The sequence below is a fragment of the Streptomyces sp. NBC_00572 genome, assembly GCF_026341815.1.
In the GTDB taxonomy this organism is placed as follows: domain Bacteria; phylum Actinomycetota; class Actinomycetes; order Streptomycetales; family Streptomycetaceae; genus Streptomyces.
The window spans coordinates 1,126,068-1,139,580 of sequence record NZ_JAPENX010000001.1; the positions used below are offsets into that span (position 1 = coordinate 1,126,068).

The following is a 13,513-nucleotide window of genomic DNA, read 5'->3' on the forward strand; positions in this document are numbered from 1 at the left end:
GCATTGTCACCCGGGTCACCCGCGGCGCCCCGCCGACTGCGCGGACTTCGCGTGCTTCGGCAGCCACAGGAACATCAGCACCGCCGCCCCGATGAGGATCGCCGTCGCCGTGCGGAAGGCCGTCGCGTAGCCCGGGACCAGGGACGAGGGGTCCGCCGCACCCGAGGTGGCGAGGGCGGGAGTGGCCGCCGCGGCGATGGTGGAGAGGATCGCGAGACCGAGGGCACCGCCCATCGTGCGGGAGGTGTTGACCAGGCCCGAGACGAGGCCCGCGTCGGACGGGGCGGCGCTGGAGGTGGCGAGGGCGGCCAGGGGCGTGGTGGCCAGGCCGAGGCCGGCCATCATCAGGATGCCGGGGCCCAGGATCGTCCCGAGGAAGGTGCCGTCGGCCGTGAGGGTCGACTGCCAGGCGAAGCCCGCCGCCCCGACGAGGGCGCCGAGGACGGCGAGGTTCCGGGCGCCGACGGACGGCATCAGGTGCGGGGCCAGCTTGGAGCCCAGCACGACGGCGAGCGAGCTGGGGACCAGGGCGAGACCGGCCTGGAGCGGGGTGTACGCGAGGACGCTCTGCGCGTAGGTGGTCATGAAGAACCACATGCTGAAGGAGCTCGAACCACAGAGCAGGATGGCCACGTTGGCCGCCGTCACCGTGCGCGTACGGAAGATCTTCAGCCGCATCAGCGGCTCCGCCGTGCGCGCCTCCACCACCACGAAGACGCCGAGGAGCGCCAGGCCGCCGAAGAGGGTCATGAGGGTGGCCGGGGCCGTCCAGCCCGCCTCCTCGGTCTGGACGATGCCGTACGCGAGGGTGGCGAGCCCGGCGGTGACGAGGACGGCGCCGGGCAGGTCGAGGCGGCGGCCCGCGCCGGTGCGGGACTCCCGGAGCCAGAGCAGCCCGCCCGCGAGGACGAGGGCGCCGACGGGGACGTTGATGAGCAGGACCCAGCGCCAGGACAGCAGGTCGACGAGGAGACCGCCGACGAAGCCGCCCGCCGCACCCCCGGCCGCGCCGACCGCCGTCCAGGTGCCGATGGCCCGGGTGCGGGCGGCCCCGGCCGGGACGGCGCTGGTGACCAGGGTCAGCGTGGCGGGCGAGAGGACGGCCGCGCCGAGGCCCTGCACGGCGCGGGCGGTGACGAGTTGCCAGCCCTCCTGGGCGAGGCCGCCCGCGACGGAGGCGGCGGTGAAGAGCCCGAGACCGAGCAGGAACATCGCCTTCCGCCCGTAGAGGTCGCAGGCGCGTCCGCCGAGCAGCATGAAGCCGGCGAAGGCGATCGCGTAGGCGTTGAGCACCCATTGCAGGCCGAGCGCCGAGAGTCCGAGGTCGGTCCGCATCGAGGGCAGCGCCACGTTGACGACGGAGACGTCGAGGACGACGAGGAACTGCCCGGCGCAGGCGGTCAGGACGACCGTCCAGGGGCGGGGCGTACGTATGGGGTCGGAGGCGGGTGTCGTCCGTACGGAGTCGGTCTGCGGCATGGATGTCATGGTCGCAGACCGCCCTCGACCCGTACATACGTCGAAGGTCCCGCCACCGGACTAGGCCCTTCGACCTACGGCCTGCGCAGCAGCGTCACCACCGCGGCCCCGCCGAGTCCGATGTTGTGCGCGAGCCCGACCCGCGCCCCCGTCACCTGGCGCGCCGCCGCCTCGCCCCGGAGCTGCCACACGAGTTCGGCGGTCTGCGCGAGGCCCGTGGCGCCCAGGGGGTGGCCCTTGGAGATGAGTCCGCCGGAGGGGTTCACGACCCAGCGGCCGCCGTACGTGGTGGCGCCGGACTCGACGAGTTTGCCGGAGGCTCCCTCCTCGCACATGCCGAGTGCCTCGTAGGTGAGGAGTTCGTTGATGGAGAAGCAGTCGTGGAGTTCGATCACGTCGACGTCCTCGATGCCGAGCCCGGAGCGCTCGTACACCTGCCGGGCGGCGGCCCGGGACATCGGGCGGCCGACGGCGTCGATGCAGGAGCCGGAGGCGAAGGACTCCTCGGTGTCGGTGGTCATCGCCTGCGCGGCGATCTCCACCGCCCGGCCCCGCAGTCCGTGTTCGTCGACGAAGCGCTCGGAGACGACGAGAGCGGCCGCCGCGCCGTCCGAGGTGGGCGAGCACTGGAGCTTGGTGAGCGGCCGATGGACGGTCTTAGCGGCGAGGATCTCGTCGACGGTGTAGACGTCCTGGAACTGGGCGTTGGGGTTGTTCGCCGAGTGCTGGTGGTTCTTGGCGCCGACGGCCGCGAGCTGCACCTCGGTCGTCCCGTACCGCTCCATGTGCTCGCGGGCGGCGTTGCCGAAGATCTGGGCGGTGGGCGGGCTCGCCTCGAAGCCGTGGCCGGCGGCCATGATCCCGTAGTGCCGGGCGACGGGCGAGGTCTTGAAGTCCCCGGCGCCGGACCCGCCGCCGAGCGCGCCGCGGCTCATCTTCTCGAAGCCGAGCGCCAGGACGCAGTCGGCGATGCCGCCCTCGACGAACTGGCGGGCCGTCATGAGGGCGGTGGAGCCGGTGGCGCAGTTGTTGTTGAGGTTGTAGACGGGGATGCCGGAGAGCCCGAGTTCGTAGACGGCGCGCTGTCCGGCGGTGGAGGCCTGGAAGCAGTAGCCGACGGCGGCCTGCTCCACGCGCGCGTAGGGGACGCCCGCGTCGGCGAGGGCGGCGGTTCCGGCCTCCTTGGCCATGTCCCAGTACTGCCAGTCCCGGGTCTCGGGCTTCTCGAACTTGGTCATCCCGACCCCGACGACGTACGCCTTGGTGGTCATCTCGGTTCCCCCTCAGTCTCGCGGCAGGCCGAGCAGCCGCTCGGCGACGACATTGAGCTGTACCTGGGTGGTGCCGCCCGCGATGGTGAGGCAGCGGGACATGAGCAGTCCGTGGACGGCCCGTTCGCCGGGGCCCTCGCGCACGGCGCCTTCGGGGCCGAGGAGTTCGAGGGTGAGTTCGGCGAGTTTCTGCTGGTGGAGGGTCTGGACGAGCTTGCGGACGCTGGCGCCCGCGCCTGGTTCGAGCCCGGACACCTGGAGCAGGGTGGTGCGCAGACCGATGCACGCGAGCGCGTGCGCCTCGGCGAGCAGGGCCCCGATCCGTACGCGTACGGAGCTGTCGGCCCGGTCCGCCCGGGCGATGACGGCTTCGAGGCCGGTGTCGAAGGCGACCTGGTCGGCCATGTGGACGCGTTCGTTGCCGAGGGTGTTGCGGGCGACCCGCCAGCCGTCGTCGACCTCGCCGACGACGGCGTCGGCGGGGAGGATCGCGTCGTCGAACCAGACCTCGTTGAAGAGGGAGTCCCCGGTGATCTCCTTGAGCGGCCGTATGTCGATCCCGGGGGTGTTCCGCATGTCGACGAGGAAGTACGTGAGGCCCTTGTGCTTGGGGGCGGTGGGGTTCGTCCGGGCGAGCAGGATGCCGTGGTGGGCCCACTGGGCGGCGCTCGTCCACACCTTCTGGCCGTTGATCCGCCAGCGCCCGTCCTCGGTGCGTTCGGCGCGGGTCCGGAGGGAGGCGAGGTCGGAGCCGGCGCCTGGCTCGGAGAAGAGCTGGCACCAGAGGCGTTCGCCGCGCAGGGTCGGGCCGAGGTGCTCGGCCTGCTGGGCGGGGGTGCCGTGGGCGAGGAGGGACGGTACGACCCAGGTGGCGATGCCGAGTCCGGCGACGGTGATCCCGGCCTCGTCCAGTTCCCGCTGGACGGCGAGCTGCTGGAGGGGGCCGGCGCCGAGACCGTACGGCTCCGGGAGGTGCGGGGCCGCGTAGCCGGTGGGGGCGAGGGCGCGCCGGGCGGCGGCCGGGTCGAGGCCGGCGGCGGGGGCGACGGCCTCCCGGGCGGCCGCGCGGTACGCGTCGGCCTCGGGCGGCAGGTCGAGCCGGAGGCCGCGCCGGACGCCCGCGGCGGCGTGCCGCAGGGCGGCGAGCCGGTGCCGGTCGCCGGTGCCGAGGAGTTGGCGGGCGACGAGGGCGCGGCGGAGCAGCAGGTGGGCGTCGTGCTCCCAGGTGAAGCCGGTGCCACCGAGGATCTGGATGCAGTCCTTGGCGCAGGTGTACGCGGTGTCGAGGGCGGTGGCGGCGGCGAGCGCGGCGGTGAGGGGCCGGGCGTCGTCGTCCCCCGCTCTGGCGGCGTCCCAGGTGAGGGCGCGGGCCTGTTCGAGCCGGACGAGCATGTCGGCGCAGAGGTGTTTGACGCCCTGGAACTGTCCGATGGGGCGGCCGAACTGTTCGCGGGTACGGGCGTGTTCGGCGGCGGTCTCGACGGCGCGGGCGGCGGTGCCGCAGGCGTCGGCGGCGAAGAGGACGGCGGCGAGGTCGTGGACGAGCGCGGTGTCGAGGGCGAGCTCACGGGCGGCGGGGACGTGACTGGCCCGGGCGGTGATCTCGGCGGTGGGCCGGGTCGGGTCGGCGCTCTCGTGGGCGCGGACGGCGAGGGCGTCGGTGTCGACGGCGAGCCAGACGCTGCCGTCGGCGGTGGCGGCCCGCAGGAGCACGAGGTCGGCCTGTGCGCCGCCGAGGACGGGGGGCGCGGCGCCGTCGAGGAGGTAGCCGCTCGCGGTACGGACGGCGGTGAGGGTACCGGGGCCGATGCCGCCGTCCCTGTCACTGCCGGGGCCGGTGCCGGCCTCGGGGCCGGTCGTGTCGAGGCCGCTTCCGGCAAGGGCGACGGCCCCGATGCGTTCCCCGCGCGCGAGGGCGGCGGCCAGCTCCCCCTGCCCGGCCCGGTGCAGCAGCTCGGCGGCGAGCACGGAGGGCAGATGGGGCCCGGGCAGCAGGGCCCTGGCGGCCTCCTCCACGACGACGACGAGGTCCCCCAGGTCGCCGCCCCCTCCCCCGTACTCCTCGGGAAGGTGGAGCCCGAGGAGCCCCTGCTCGGCGGCGGCGTCCCAGTACGCCGGACGGCCGGTGGCGGTGTCGGGGACGTCCAGGTGTTTACGGACTTCCTCGGGAGGTACGGCGCGGGTGAGCCAGCCCCGGACGGATCGGGCGAGCTCCCGCTGTTCGTGCGTGATGGCGATGCCCATGCGCGGCAGACTAGAACACGTTCCATTCTGACGGAAGGTCAGATACGGGGTCGCGTGGTCCCGGGGCGCGACAGATCGGGCGTTGTCAGTGGTGCCTGCCACGCTGTCGGTACAGCTGAACGACCGAGCACGGAGAGAGCGAGCACGCCATGGGCACCTGGGACATCGGCCCCTTCGACAACGACACCGCCGCCGACTTCTCGTACCGGGTGGACGAGGCCCCGGCGGAGAAGAAGGCGGAGGTGCTGCGCACGACCTTCCGCGACGTGATCGAGACCGGCGACGAGTACCTGGACGCGGACGTGGCGGTCGAGGCGATCGCCTCGGCGGCCCTGGTCGCGTCCCAGTGCCCGGCCGGCGACCCGGTCACCACCGCGTACGGCCCGAAGGACCCCCTGCCGCCCCTCCCGGCCGAACTCCGCCCGCAGGCCGCGGCCTCCCTGGACCGGATCCTCACCGAACCCTCCGAACTCCTCGAACTCTGGGAGGAGTCGGACGGCGAGGAGTGGAAGGAGGGAGTACGGAAGCTGCGGGCGGTACTGGCCGGGGCGGACGCGGATGCGGGTGCGGGTGCGGACACCGTGACGGACGCCTGACGCCGACACGGGCCCCGACACAGGCCCGACGCGGGCATCGACCTGTCCGCCCGTCAGATCGGTGCCCGCCTCCACGCTCCGCTCCGGCCGCTCAGCGCATCGCACACCTCACCGCGCGAGAACGCGTCAGGCCTGCGGCGCGACTACCCCTTGCGGGCCCTGTCCTTCTCGTCCTGCTTCAGCTGCTCTTCGATCCTCTTACGGATCGCCTTCTTCTTCTTCGGCCCCAGTACGGAGCTGCCTTCGAGTGCATCACGACTGCTCTGATGCAGCGGGTGGGACGAGTGCCGGAACTCCTCATCCGTCGCCCTGGGTTCGGTCGTGGTGCTCTCGGAGCCGAAATAGAATCCCAAGGCGTCGCGGATCATTCCCTGATCCTGCTCCCCGAAGGGGCCTGCCCAATGGGGATCATTACTGGCCCCGTCATTCTCCCGGGCCTGGCCGAGGAATGCCCGTCCGTAGTTCGGGCCGAAGACCGCCTCCAGCTTGCCGCCACGCTCCCAGCCCTTGGACGGGTACTCCTCCACCTTCGCATTGTCGTCGATCGCGCCCTCCGCGGCCATGGACCGGGACGGGGATATGTCGATGGACAGGGTCTTGATTCCCGCGAATGCGAACTGATCGGTGACGCCACTGCGCATTCCCACCGCGCCGAGGATGTTGAACTTCTTCTTGAGGAACCTCAGCAGTGCGAGCTGGGCGCGGCGGTCCCTCGCCTCGGGCCATCGCCAGTATTCGAGCAGGTGCGGCCCGTCGACACTGCCCGGAGCCGGAAACCCGCCGATGGGGACCGCCTTCACCCCGGCCCCGAGCGCGGCATTCGCCTCGACCATGCTCTGGATCTGCGCCAGGCCCTCCCGGCCGGTGTCGAGCGCGGGGGCGTTCCCCTCCCCCGTATGACCGCTGTCCCGGAAGTTCACGATGACGTACGGGACGCCCTCCCGGAACCTGCTCAGTACGTGAGCGGGGTTCCCACACGCCGCCTCGAACGCCTGCTCGGTAGCGGTGTCCGGGGCCGCGTACTCCTCGTAGAACCGCTCAAGCTTTTCCGCGCCGCCGTCGGCTCCGGCCCACGTTCCCTCGGTGAGCATGGCCTGCTTGAACTGCTCGGTGGCGAGATTCTCCCCACCACCGTGATCGAGCCCGAGCCCTTCCCCCGAAGTCTTCTTGGTGTAGAAGATCCGACCGGGCCCCAGATCCGCGTTGAGCTGGAACATTCCCAACGCCTTCCGGTCGAGGGCCGCCTTCTTTGCGGGGCGCTCGCCCCTCTCGCGGTCGATCTCACTTCCGGCCCTTACCCTGATCGTTTCCGCAAGTCGCGCCCGCTCCGTCTCCACACGGGTCACCTCGCCCTGCTTGAACGCGTCGATCCTTGTCTTGTATTCCGCCTTGACCGCCACCTTGTCGGCGCCGGCTGCGCCCGCTCGTTGCCCCGCTTCGATTTGGAGGCGCTTCAGTTCGTCCTTGTATTCTTGTACCGAGCGTTGAGAACTCTGACCCGAACTCGCCTCCGCCCGCTCGGTATTGCCCACCCTTTCAGTGATCCTCGCACTGTCCTCAGTCTCGTTGAAGTCGTCCAACAGGCCGTACATGACAAGCTTGAGGTTCCTGTCGACGAGCATGGCAGCCCGGATGTGGTACATGTCGCCGGAGTGCCCTGCGGCTACGACGAGGGTGTTGTCCTTCGTGAGCTGATGCTGCTGCGCATCCGCCTTGCTACGGAGTTCGATACCGAAAGACGGCCCGGCCGCGGCCGTGGATACCTGCGTGATCGTCACGGGGGGTGGCGCCATGGCGGACGACGACGTCTCCTGGGTCGCGCGCTGAAGGGAACGCTGAGCCGGCGGCGGCCGGACGTCACTCCGCGGCGCGACTTCCCCCGACGGAGCCGAGCCCGACAGCGCACGTCGCGCATTCGCCTCCGCTTCTCGCTCGAAACGGTCGGACGGGTCGGACACCTTCAGGCCGGAGCCTTTGTCGGTTCCGGCGACCGGCCCTTGGCGCTGTTGGATGACATGGGTCAACTCGTGGGCGAGGGTGTGCCTGTCGGCGCCCCCGTCGCCGATGACGACATGGTTGCCGGAGGTGTAGGCCCGGGCCCCGACCTCGGTCGCGGAGGCCTTCGCCGCGGCGTCCGTATGGATCCGCACATCGGAGAAGTCCGCGCCCAGGCGCGCCTCCATGTCGCTGCGGGTGCCCTCGTCCAGGGGACGCCCGCCGGAGCGCAGCACATCGTGGACGGCGGAGCGCTGCACAGTGGGTGGCTCCGCCTGGTGCCCGCAACCACCGCCGTGCTGATGCGGTTCGGGCGCGGCCCAGGGGTGACCGGCCTGACGGAGCATCTGGACGACCGCGGCGTTGCCGGCCGCGGCTTGCAGACCCAGCAGGCCCAACTGCTGTCCGGACAGCGACCGCTCGGGTTTGCGGGAGGAGATACCGTCCCTGTCGGCCTCGGCGGCTTTGGCGTTCTCGTGATCGCGCACGGGGATCTCTCTGGTGGCGTGGGTTCGTCGGCTCCTTCTGGATACGCCGCCGGGAACCGCCGACGCCAGGTGCGTCGGGGCAGCATGAACTGGCCGAACGGGCAAAACTGACCGGACGGGCCATTCAGGACGGTTCCCGCGCTCCCCTAGCGGTGACGCCTGAGCCTGAGGACGACGCTCGTCACGGTCGCGCCGACGGCGGTCACCGCGAGGACGAGGAGGCCCGGATTGACCCACCACGGAACGACCTCGATGCCGTGGCACACCAGACTCACGGGCAGCGCGCTGCTGGAGTCCGGGTAGTCCTTGATCCCCACGCCGAAATAGCAGGCGTCGTCAGGAAAGAGGAACGGCAGGTACGACAGTCCGTACACGTGCACCGCCCCGCCCGCGAGGTAGGCGAGCCCGGCGACCCAGGCGGCCGTCCTGGCGGGCGAGCGGCCGGGCCGGGGCAGCCGGGGCTGGGGTAGTTCGTCACCCCGCCGGGCCCGGACCAGCCCGACGTAGGTGATCCCCGCCCAGGCCGGCAGGCCGATGGCGAGGATCATCGTCCCTATGAGGGTCGCCATGATCAGCGACCGCCGATACGCCCGTCGACGGCGGCCTTCACGAAGGCCGTGAAGGCGGCGGGGGTGGCGAGGAAGGCGGGGCCTTCGGGGTTCTTGGAGTCACGGACGGCGATGTGGGCGGTGAGGTCGGCCACCTCGATGCACTGCCCGCCGTTGTCGCCGCTGTACGAGGACTTACGCCAGGCGGCGGGGCCGAGCGGGGCGCACTCGATGCACTCGCCACCGTTGGGGCCGCTGTAGGACGACTTACGCCACCGCAGGACCTGGCTGGTGCCCATACCGCTCCTTCATCACGCGTTCGATCAGCGCCGCCGATGCCTCCCGGGAGACGGCCGAGGCTTGCAGCCGAGCGTAACTGACGGACACCCAGCCGGCGGTGCTCGGTCCTGGTCCTGCGGGAGCCGTACGGGCTGCGGGTGGAGGTCGCGAACGGGGTGCCCGGAGCCGTGTTCGCGAAGGCGGCCGATCCACTGGACGAGGGTGGGCGGGGGCTGGTCGTGGTGGAGGCGGTGACGGACCGGTGGGGGGCCGAGGAGCGGGCCGGCGGGAAGACGGTGTGGTTCGAGTGCGACGCGTAGGGCACGATGGGCGCCCGTACCCGCGTACCCGCCAGTAGGAGTCACCATGTCCGTGCCCGAGCCCGAGATCCTTGCCGCCTTCGAGGCCGCGAAGGGCTTCATGCCCGTCGGGGAGGGCCTCGCGCTGTACGAGGCGGCCACGGACGCCGCCAAGCTCGGGCTGCCGCTCCTGGAGGTCGGCACGTACTGCGGGCGCTCCACGATCCTGCTCGCCGACGTGGCCCGGCAGGCGGGGACGGTCGCCGTGACCGTGGACCACCACCGGGGCAGCGAGGAGCAGCAGCCGGGGTGGGAGTACCACGACGAGACCGTGGTCGACCCGGAGGTCGGGCTCATGGACACGCTGCCGACCTTCCGGCGGACGCTGCGCAAGGCGGGGCTCGAAGAGCACGTGATCGCCGTCGTCGGGCGGTCGCCGCAGGTCGCGAAGGTGTGGGGCGGGCAGCTCGGTCTCGTGTTCATCGACGGCGGGCACACCGACGAGCACGCCACCAACGACTACGAGGGCTGGGCCCCCAAGGTCGCCCCCGGCGGCCTGCTCCTCATCCACGACGTCTTCCCGAACCCGGAGGACGGCGGCCAGGCCCCGTACCGGATCTACCTCCGCGCGCTGGAGTCGGGCGACTTCGAGGAGATCTCGGTCACCGACTCGCTGCGGGTCCTGCGCCGCCTGGGCTGACCGTCGTCCGCGGCCGTGTCCCGTGTCCCGTGTCCCAGGAATGACGACGGGACGCACCTGGTCTGCAGGGGCGGCACCGAGGCGGGCTGGTGGGGCTCCGACGGGGCGTTCTGGATCTCGGCGGGTGAGACGCGCAACCTACACGTTCGGGGTCGGCCGCGACTCCCACACGTCGTGCAACGTCCGGCTGTTCGACCGTAACAACGGCGGCTGGTGGGAGACCGAGGTCATCTACTGGGGCGAGTGACCTCCCGACCTCCCGGCCTCCCGGCCTCCCGGCCTCCCGGCCTCCTGGCCTCCTGGTGGCCCGACAGCCCGACGGCCGCCACCTCGGAAGGTGACGGCCGTCGGGTGAAGGCGCCTCGCGGGGGTCGGGTCAGAACCCCGAGGTCACGTACAGGCAGTTGGTGTAGCTGTAGCCCGATTCGATCTTCGCCTTGCTCGTCTTGGTGTCCCCGGCCGTGGACGTGCCGGTCGAGGCCCGCTTCTGGAGGAAGTGGTAGTCGCCGGCGGGCAGCAGCAGGGTCGCCTTCGGGTACTTCGAGGACGGACCGGTGCAGGCCTTGATCTTCTTGCCCTGCGAGAAGATCGGTCCCGGGTACTTGGTGCAGGTCCCGCATGCCTTCAGGGTGACCTTGCCGGTCATCGGACCGGTGTAGAGCAGCTCGACCTCACCCGGGCCGTCGTTGCTGACCACCATCACCATCCGCGCGCCGCCGGGCACGTCGGCCGAGGGCAGCTTCTTGCCCGCCGCGGGCTCCTCGTCGGCGATCTCGGCGGCGATGGCGATGGAGCGGGCGTGCGCCGCGTCCGGGCTGCTCGGGTAGTCCTTGGCGTACTGGGTCATGGTCTTGATCGCGTCGTCGTACGCCTTGCTCTTGAACTGCGAGGTCCCGCAGGCGAAGTCGCCCCGCTGGACCGCGCCGGCGGCCTCCTTCGACGCGTCTTCGAGGGCGGGGTCCGTCATGTTGTCGACGGAGGAGTGGAGCGCGCGCAGCTCCTTGGTGGTCTCGCACGGAGTGGCGCCGCCGGTGAGGGCGGTCGTCCGGGTCTTGATCGCCGCGCGGACCGCCGGCTCGACACGGGTCGCCTGGGCCGACTTCGGGAACGTGTCGTACAGCGCGTTGAGGCTCTCGCTGGCCGGCGGGTCGGCGGCCTCCACGCCGAGCGCGTCCGTCCCGCACTTGAAGAGGGACTCGGCCAGCGGCTCGTCGGTCTTGGCGGGCCGGACGCCGAGCAGCTCCTTGTCGACGGTGCCGTCGCCGGCGAGCCCGCGCAGGTGCTTGAGCGGTGCGACGGCCTCGCAGTACGCCTTCTTCGCGTACGGGCGGGAGACCGTCTCGTAGTACGTGTCGAGGCGCGCGGGGACCAGCTTCCCGGCCCGCGAGCCCGCGTGCCTGGTTCCGAGCTCCTGGTAGGTGGCGAGCGCCTTTCGGTAGGTCGGCTCGGCCTTGTCGAAGGTCAGGCCGTCGTCGGCGGTCTCGACCAGCGCGTCCGCCGCCGAGAGGCGTTCGAGCAGGGCCTGCTCCTTCGCCTCGTCGCGGGCCGCCCCGTACGCGAGCGAGCCGCCCGCGGGCACGGCGAGCAGCACGAGGGCGAGCGGCAGCGCGAGGCGGCGGAAGGAGGCGCCGATGCTGAGGGTGGCGCGCAGCCCGCGTCTGGCGCCGTCGGCGGCGGCGAGCAACAGGAAGGCGCCGTAGCCGACGAGAAGCCCGAGGGGCACGCCGTCGACGTCGGCGGGGAGCGCCATGACGAGGAGGGCGGCGGTGGCGATCCAGCAGATCGCGGCGCCGACCCAGTTGCGCAGGAGGACGTAACCGAGGCCCAGGCAGGAGAGGTTGAGCAGGCCGATCATGGCGGCCTGTGCGCCGTTCGCCTCGCCGGGCGGCTGCGCGGGCGGCTGCCCGCCGTCCCCGGCGGGCGGGCCGTACCCGGGCGGGCCGTAACCCGGCGGCCCGTAGCCGGGCGGGGTGCCGGGCGGCGGCGGCGTCCCGGCACCGGCCCAGCCGGGCGCCGCGGCGGGACCCGCCGCGGGCACGGGGCCCTGAGCAGGACCGTAGGCAGGACCGGAAGCGTGGCCGGACGCGGCGGCGGGGCCGGGATCGCCCCCGGCCGGCGCGCCATGGGCGGCAGCCGCAGCGGCGGCGGCCGGCGGCGCTCCGAAGCTCAGCGTGGGCGGCGACGCGACCGGCGCGGCGGGTGGTGCGGGCGCTGCGGGCGCGGGTGGCGCGGGTGGCGCCTCCCACGGTGCCGCGGGAGTCCGCGGGTCCGGCACCCGGCCGTCTCCGACAGGCGGCCGGTCAGACGGTTCCGGACGTACGCCGGACGGTTCGGGACGCGTGTCGGACGGTTCCGGACGTGCGCCGGACGGTTCGGGACGTGCGTCGTTCGGTTCGGGACGTGCGTCGTTCGGTTCGGGACGTGCGTCGTTCGGTTCTTCCCCCACCACGGTTCCCCCTCGTGGGCCATGCGCGGTGACACCCCACCGTCGCCTCTTCTCACCTACCCTTCACGGTCTCCCCACACGCGTCCACCGTTCCGGGAAGCGGTGACCAACCTGCGACCTACCCCCTACGGGATTTCGTCTCATACAGGGCCTAGAGTCGCCAGGTGCCGTACGACCACCGGAAGACCACCCGCCGTACTCTCGCCCTCGCCCTCGCCGCCGCGGGCTGCTGCGCGGTACTCGCCGGCTGCGCGACCTCACAGGCCTCGCAGCAGGACAGCGGGAAGCAGCCGAGCCCGTCGCTCGCCTCCGGCACCGCAGGAAACTCCGGCGACTCCGGCGGACAGCCGACCCGCTCCCCCGTGGCGACCGGGACCACCGGGACCACCGCGGCGACCGGATCGAAGCCTCCGAGCCAGTCGAACCGGCCTCTCGCCGGGCGGAGCGTCGTCATCGACCCCGGCCACAACTCCGGGAATTTCCGGCATACCTCGGAAATCAACCAGAAGGTGAATATCGGGACCACTCATAAGGAGTGCGACACCACCGGCACCTCGACGAACGCCGGATACACCGAGGCCTCGTTCACCCTCGACGTCTCCCACCGGCTGCGGGACCTCCTCACCGCGCGCGGTGCCGAGGTGGTCCTGACCCACGACGCCGACCGCCCCTGGGGCCCGTGCATCGACGAGCGGGCGAAGATCGGCAACGCGGCCCGCGCCGACGCCGTCGTCTCCGTCCACGCGGACGGTTCGGCCGTCGGCAACCGCGGATTCCATGTGATCCTTCCCGCACGCGTGCGGGAAGGATCCGCCGACACCGCGAAGATCGTCGCCCCCTCCCGGGAACTGGGCGAGCGGATCGTGGACCGGTTCGCCCGTGCCACCGGAACGGCTCCCGCCAACTACCTTGGTTCCGGCACAGGGTTGGATGTCCGCGACGATCTCGGGGGACTCAATCTCTCAACCGTCCCCAAGGTCTTCGTCGAATGCGGCAATATGCGTGATCCGAAGGACGCACAGCTGCTCACGTCGGAGACATGGCGGCAGAAGGCGGCCCAGGGGATCGCGGACGGCATCGCGACCTACCTCAAGGGGTAGAACCCGCGGGCGATAGATTCGCTCCGTACGATGGGGCAGCTCCGTGCCATCCCCCGTGCCATGACCCG

The 13,513-nt window shown here is 71.9% G+C and carries 12 protein-coding genes; 5 read left to right on the top strand and 7 right to left on the bottom strand.

Annotated features, from left to right (window positions below; translation table 11 throughout):
- Positions 1–15: 15 nt before the first annotated feature.
- From OG514_RS05190 to OG514_RS05200, 3 genes are all read right to left on the bottom strand, one after another.
- Complete coding sequence (locus OG514_RS05190; protein ID WP_266891310.1) at positions 16–1,479, bottom strand: MFS transporter; 1,464 nt, start codon at positions 1,477–1,479, stop codon at positions 16–18.
- A gap of 74 nt (positions 1,480–1,553) precedes the next feature.
- Positions 1,554–2,750 carry a lipid-transfer protein gene (locus OG514_RS05195; RefSeq protein WP_266891312.1) on the bottom strand — a complete coding sequence of 399 codons (1,197 nt, stop codon included), beginning with the start codon at positions 2,748–2,750 and terminating at the stop codon, positions 1,554–1,556.
- 12 nt (positions 2,751–2,762) lie between these two features.
- A complete protein-coding gene (locus tag OG514_RS05200; RefSeq protein WP_266891314.1) occupies positions 2,763–4,994 on the bottom strand; it encodes an acyl-CoA dehydrogenase in 2,232 nt (743 codons plus the stop codon).
- A gap of 149 nt (positions 4,995–5,143) precedes the next feature.
- On the opposite strand from OG514_RS05200, the gene OG514_RS05205 reads away from it, so the two are divergent.
- The gene (locus tag OG514_RS05205; RefSeq protein WP_266891316.1) at positions 5,144–5,590 is read left to right on the top strand and encodes a DUF4259 domain-containing protein; all 447 of its coding nucleotides are present in this window, start codon (positions 5,144–5,146) and stop codon (positions 5,588–5,590) included.
- 143 nt (positions 5,591–5,733) lie between these two features.
- Here the strand turns inward: OG514_RS05205 and OG514_RS05210 are convergent, their stop codons facing one another.
- The 3 genes from OG514_RS05210 to OG514_RS05220 all read right to left on the bottom strand — a co-directional run bounded on the left by OG514_RS05210 (position 5,734) and on the right by OG514_RS05220 (position 8,920).
- Positions 5,734–7,932, bottom strand: a complete 2,199-nt coding sequence (locus OG514_RS05210; RefSeq protein ID WP_266900753.1) for a DUF4157 domain-containing protein — start codon at positions 7,930–7,932, stop codon at positions 5,734–5,736.
- A gap of 287 nt (positions 7,933–8,219) precedes the next feature.
- Positions 8,220–8,642, bottom strand: coding sequence for a hypothetical protein (locus tag OG514_RS05215; RefSeq protein WP_266891318.1), 423 nt, complete (start codon positions 8,640–8,642; stop codon positions 8,220–8,222).
- A gap of 2 nt (positions 8,643–8,644) precedes the next feature.
- Complete coding sequence (locus OG514_RS05220) at positions 8,645–8,920, bottom strand: DUF397 domain-containing protein (protein ID WP_266891320.1); 276 nt, start codon at positions 8,918–8,920, stop codon at positions 8,645–8,647.
- A 138-nt stretch (positions 8,921–9,058) separates the two neighbouring features.
- Between OG514_RS05220 and OG514_RS05225 the strand changes: the two genes are divergently transcribed.
- From OG514_RS05225 to OG514_RS05235, 3 genes are all read left to right on the top strand, one after another.
- Positions 9,059–9,220: an ATP-binding protein gene (locus tag OG514_RS05225; RefSeq protein WP_266891322.1), complete on the top strand. Its 162-nt coding sequence runs from the start codon at positions 9,059–9,061 to the stop codon at positions 9,218–9,220.
- 46 nt (positions 9,221–9,266) lie between these two features.
- On the top strand, positions 9,267–9,899 hold the full coding sequence (locus OG514_RS05230) for a class I SAM-dependent methyltransferase (RefSeq protein ID WP_266891324.1): 633 nt from the start codon (positions 9,267–9,269) through the stop codon (positions 9,897–9,899).
- A 124-nt stretch (positions 9,900–10,023) separates the two neighbouring features.
- Positions 10,024–10,146 (top strand): hypothetical protein, encoded by a 123-nt coding sequence (locus tag OG514_RS05235; RefSeq protein WP_266891326.1) that lies wholly within the window; start codon positions 10,024–10,026, stop codon positions 10,144–10,146.
- 129 nt (positions 10,147–10,275) lie between these two features.
- On the opposite strand, the gene OG514_RS05240 is transcribed toward OG514_RS05235, so the two are convergent.
- Entirely contained in the window at positions 10,276–11,937 is a 1,662-nt protein-coding gene (locus OG514_RS05240) for a hypothetical protein (RefSeq protein WP_266891328.1), read from the bottom strand.
- A gap of 572 nt (positions 11,938–12,509) precedes the next feature.
- Between OG514_RS05240 and OG514_RS05245 the strand changes: the two genes are divergently transcribed.
- Positions 12,510–13,445: an N-acetylmuramoyl-L-alanine amidase gene (locus tag OG514_RS05245; RefSeq protein ID WP_266891330.1), complete on the top strand. Its 936-nt coding sequence runs from the start codon at positions 12,510–12,512 to the stop codon at positions 13,443–13,445.
- Positions 13,446–13,513 lie beyond the last annotated feature (68 nt).

What these genes read in the sequence shown, in the direction of transcription:
- OG514_RS05190 (WP_266891310.1), bottom strand. Translation starts at nt 1,479, where the DNA reads ATGCCGCAGACCGACTCCGTACGGACGACACCCGCCTCCGACCCCATA.
- OG514_RS05195 (WP_266891312.1), bottom strand. Translation starts at nt 2,750, where the DNA reads ATGACCACCAAGGCGTACGTCGTCGGGGTCGGGATGACCAAGTTCGAG.
- OG514_RS05200 (WP_266891314.1), bottom strand. Translation starts at nt 4,994, where the DNA reads ATGGGCATCGCCATCACGCACGAACAGCGGGAGCTCGCCCGATCCGTC.
- OG514_RS05205 (WP_266891316.1), top strand. Translation starts at nt 5,144, where the DNA reads ATGGGCACCTGGGACATCGGCCCCTTCGACAACGACACCGCCGCCGAC.
- OG514_RS05210 (WP_266900753.1), bottom strand. Translation starts at nt 7,932, where the DNA reads ATGCTCCGTCAGGCCGGTCACCCCTGGGCCGCGCCCGAACCGCATCAG.
- OG514_RS05215 (WP_266891318.1), bottom strand. Translation starts at nt 8,642, where the DNA reads ATGGCGACCCTCATAGGGACGATGATCCTCGCCATCGGCCTGCCGGCC.
- OG514_RS05220 (WP_266891320.1), bottom strand. Translation starts at nt 8,920, where the DNA reads ATGGGCACCAGCCAGGTCCTGCGGTGGCGTAAGTCGTCCTACAGCGGC.
- OG514_RS05230 (WP_266891324.1), top strand. Translation starts at nt 9,267, where the DNA reads ATGTCCGTGCCCGAGCCCGAGATCCTTGCCGCCTTCGAGGCCGCGAAG.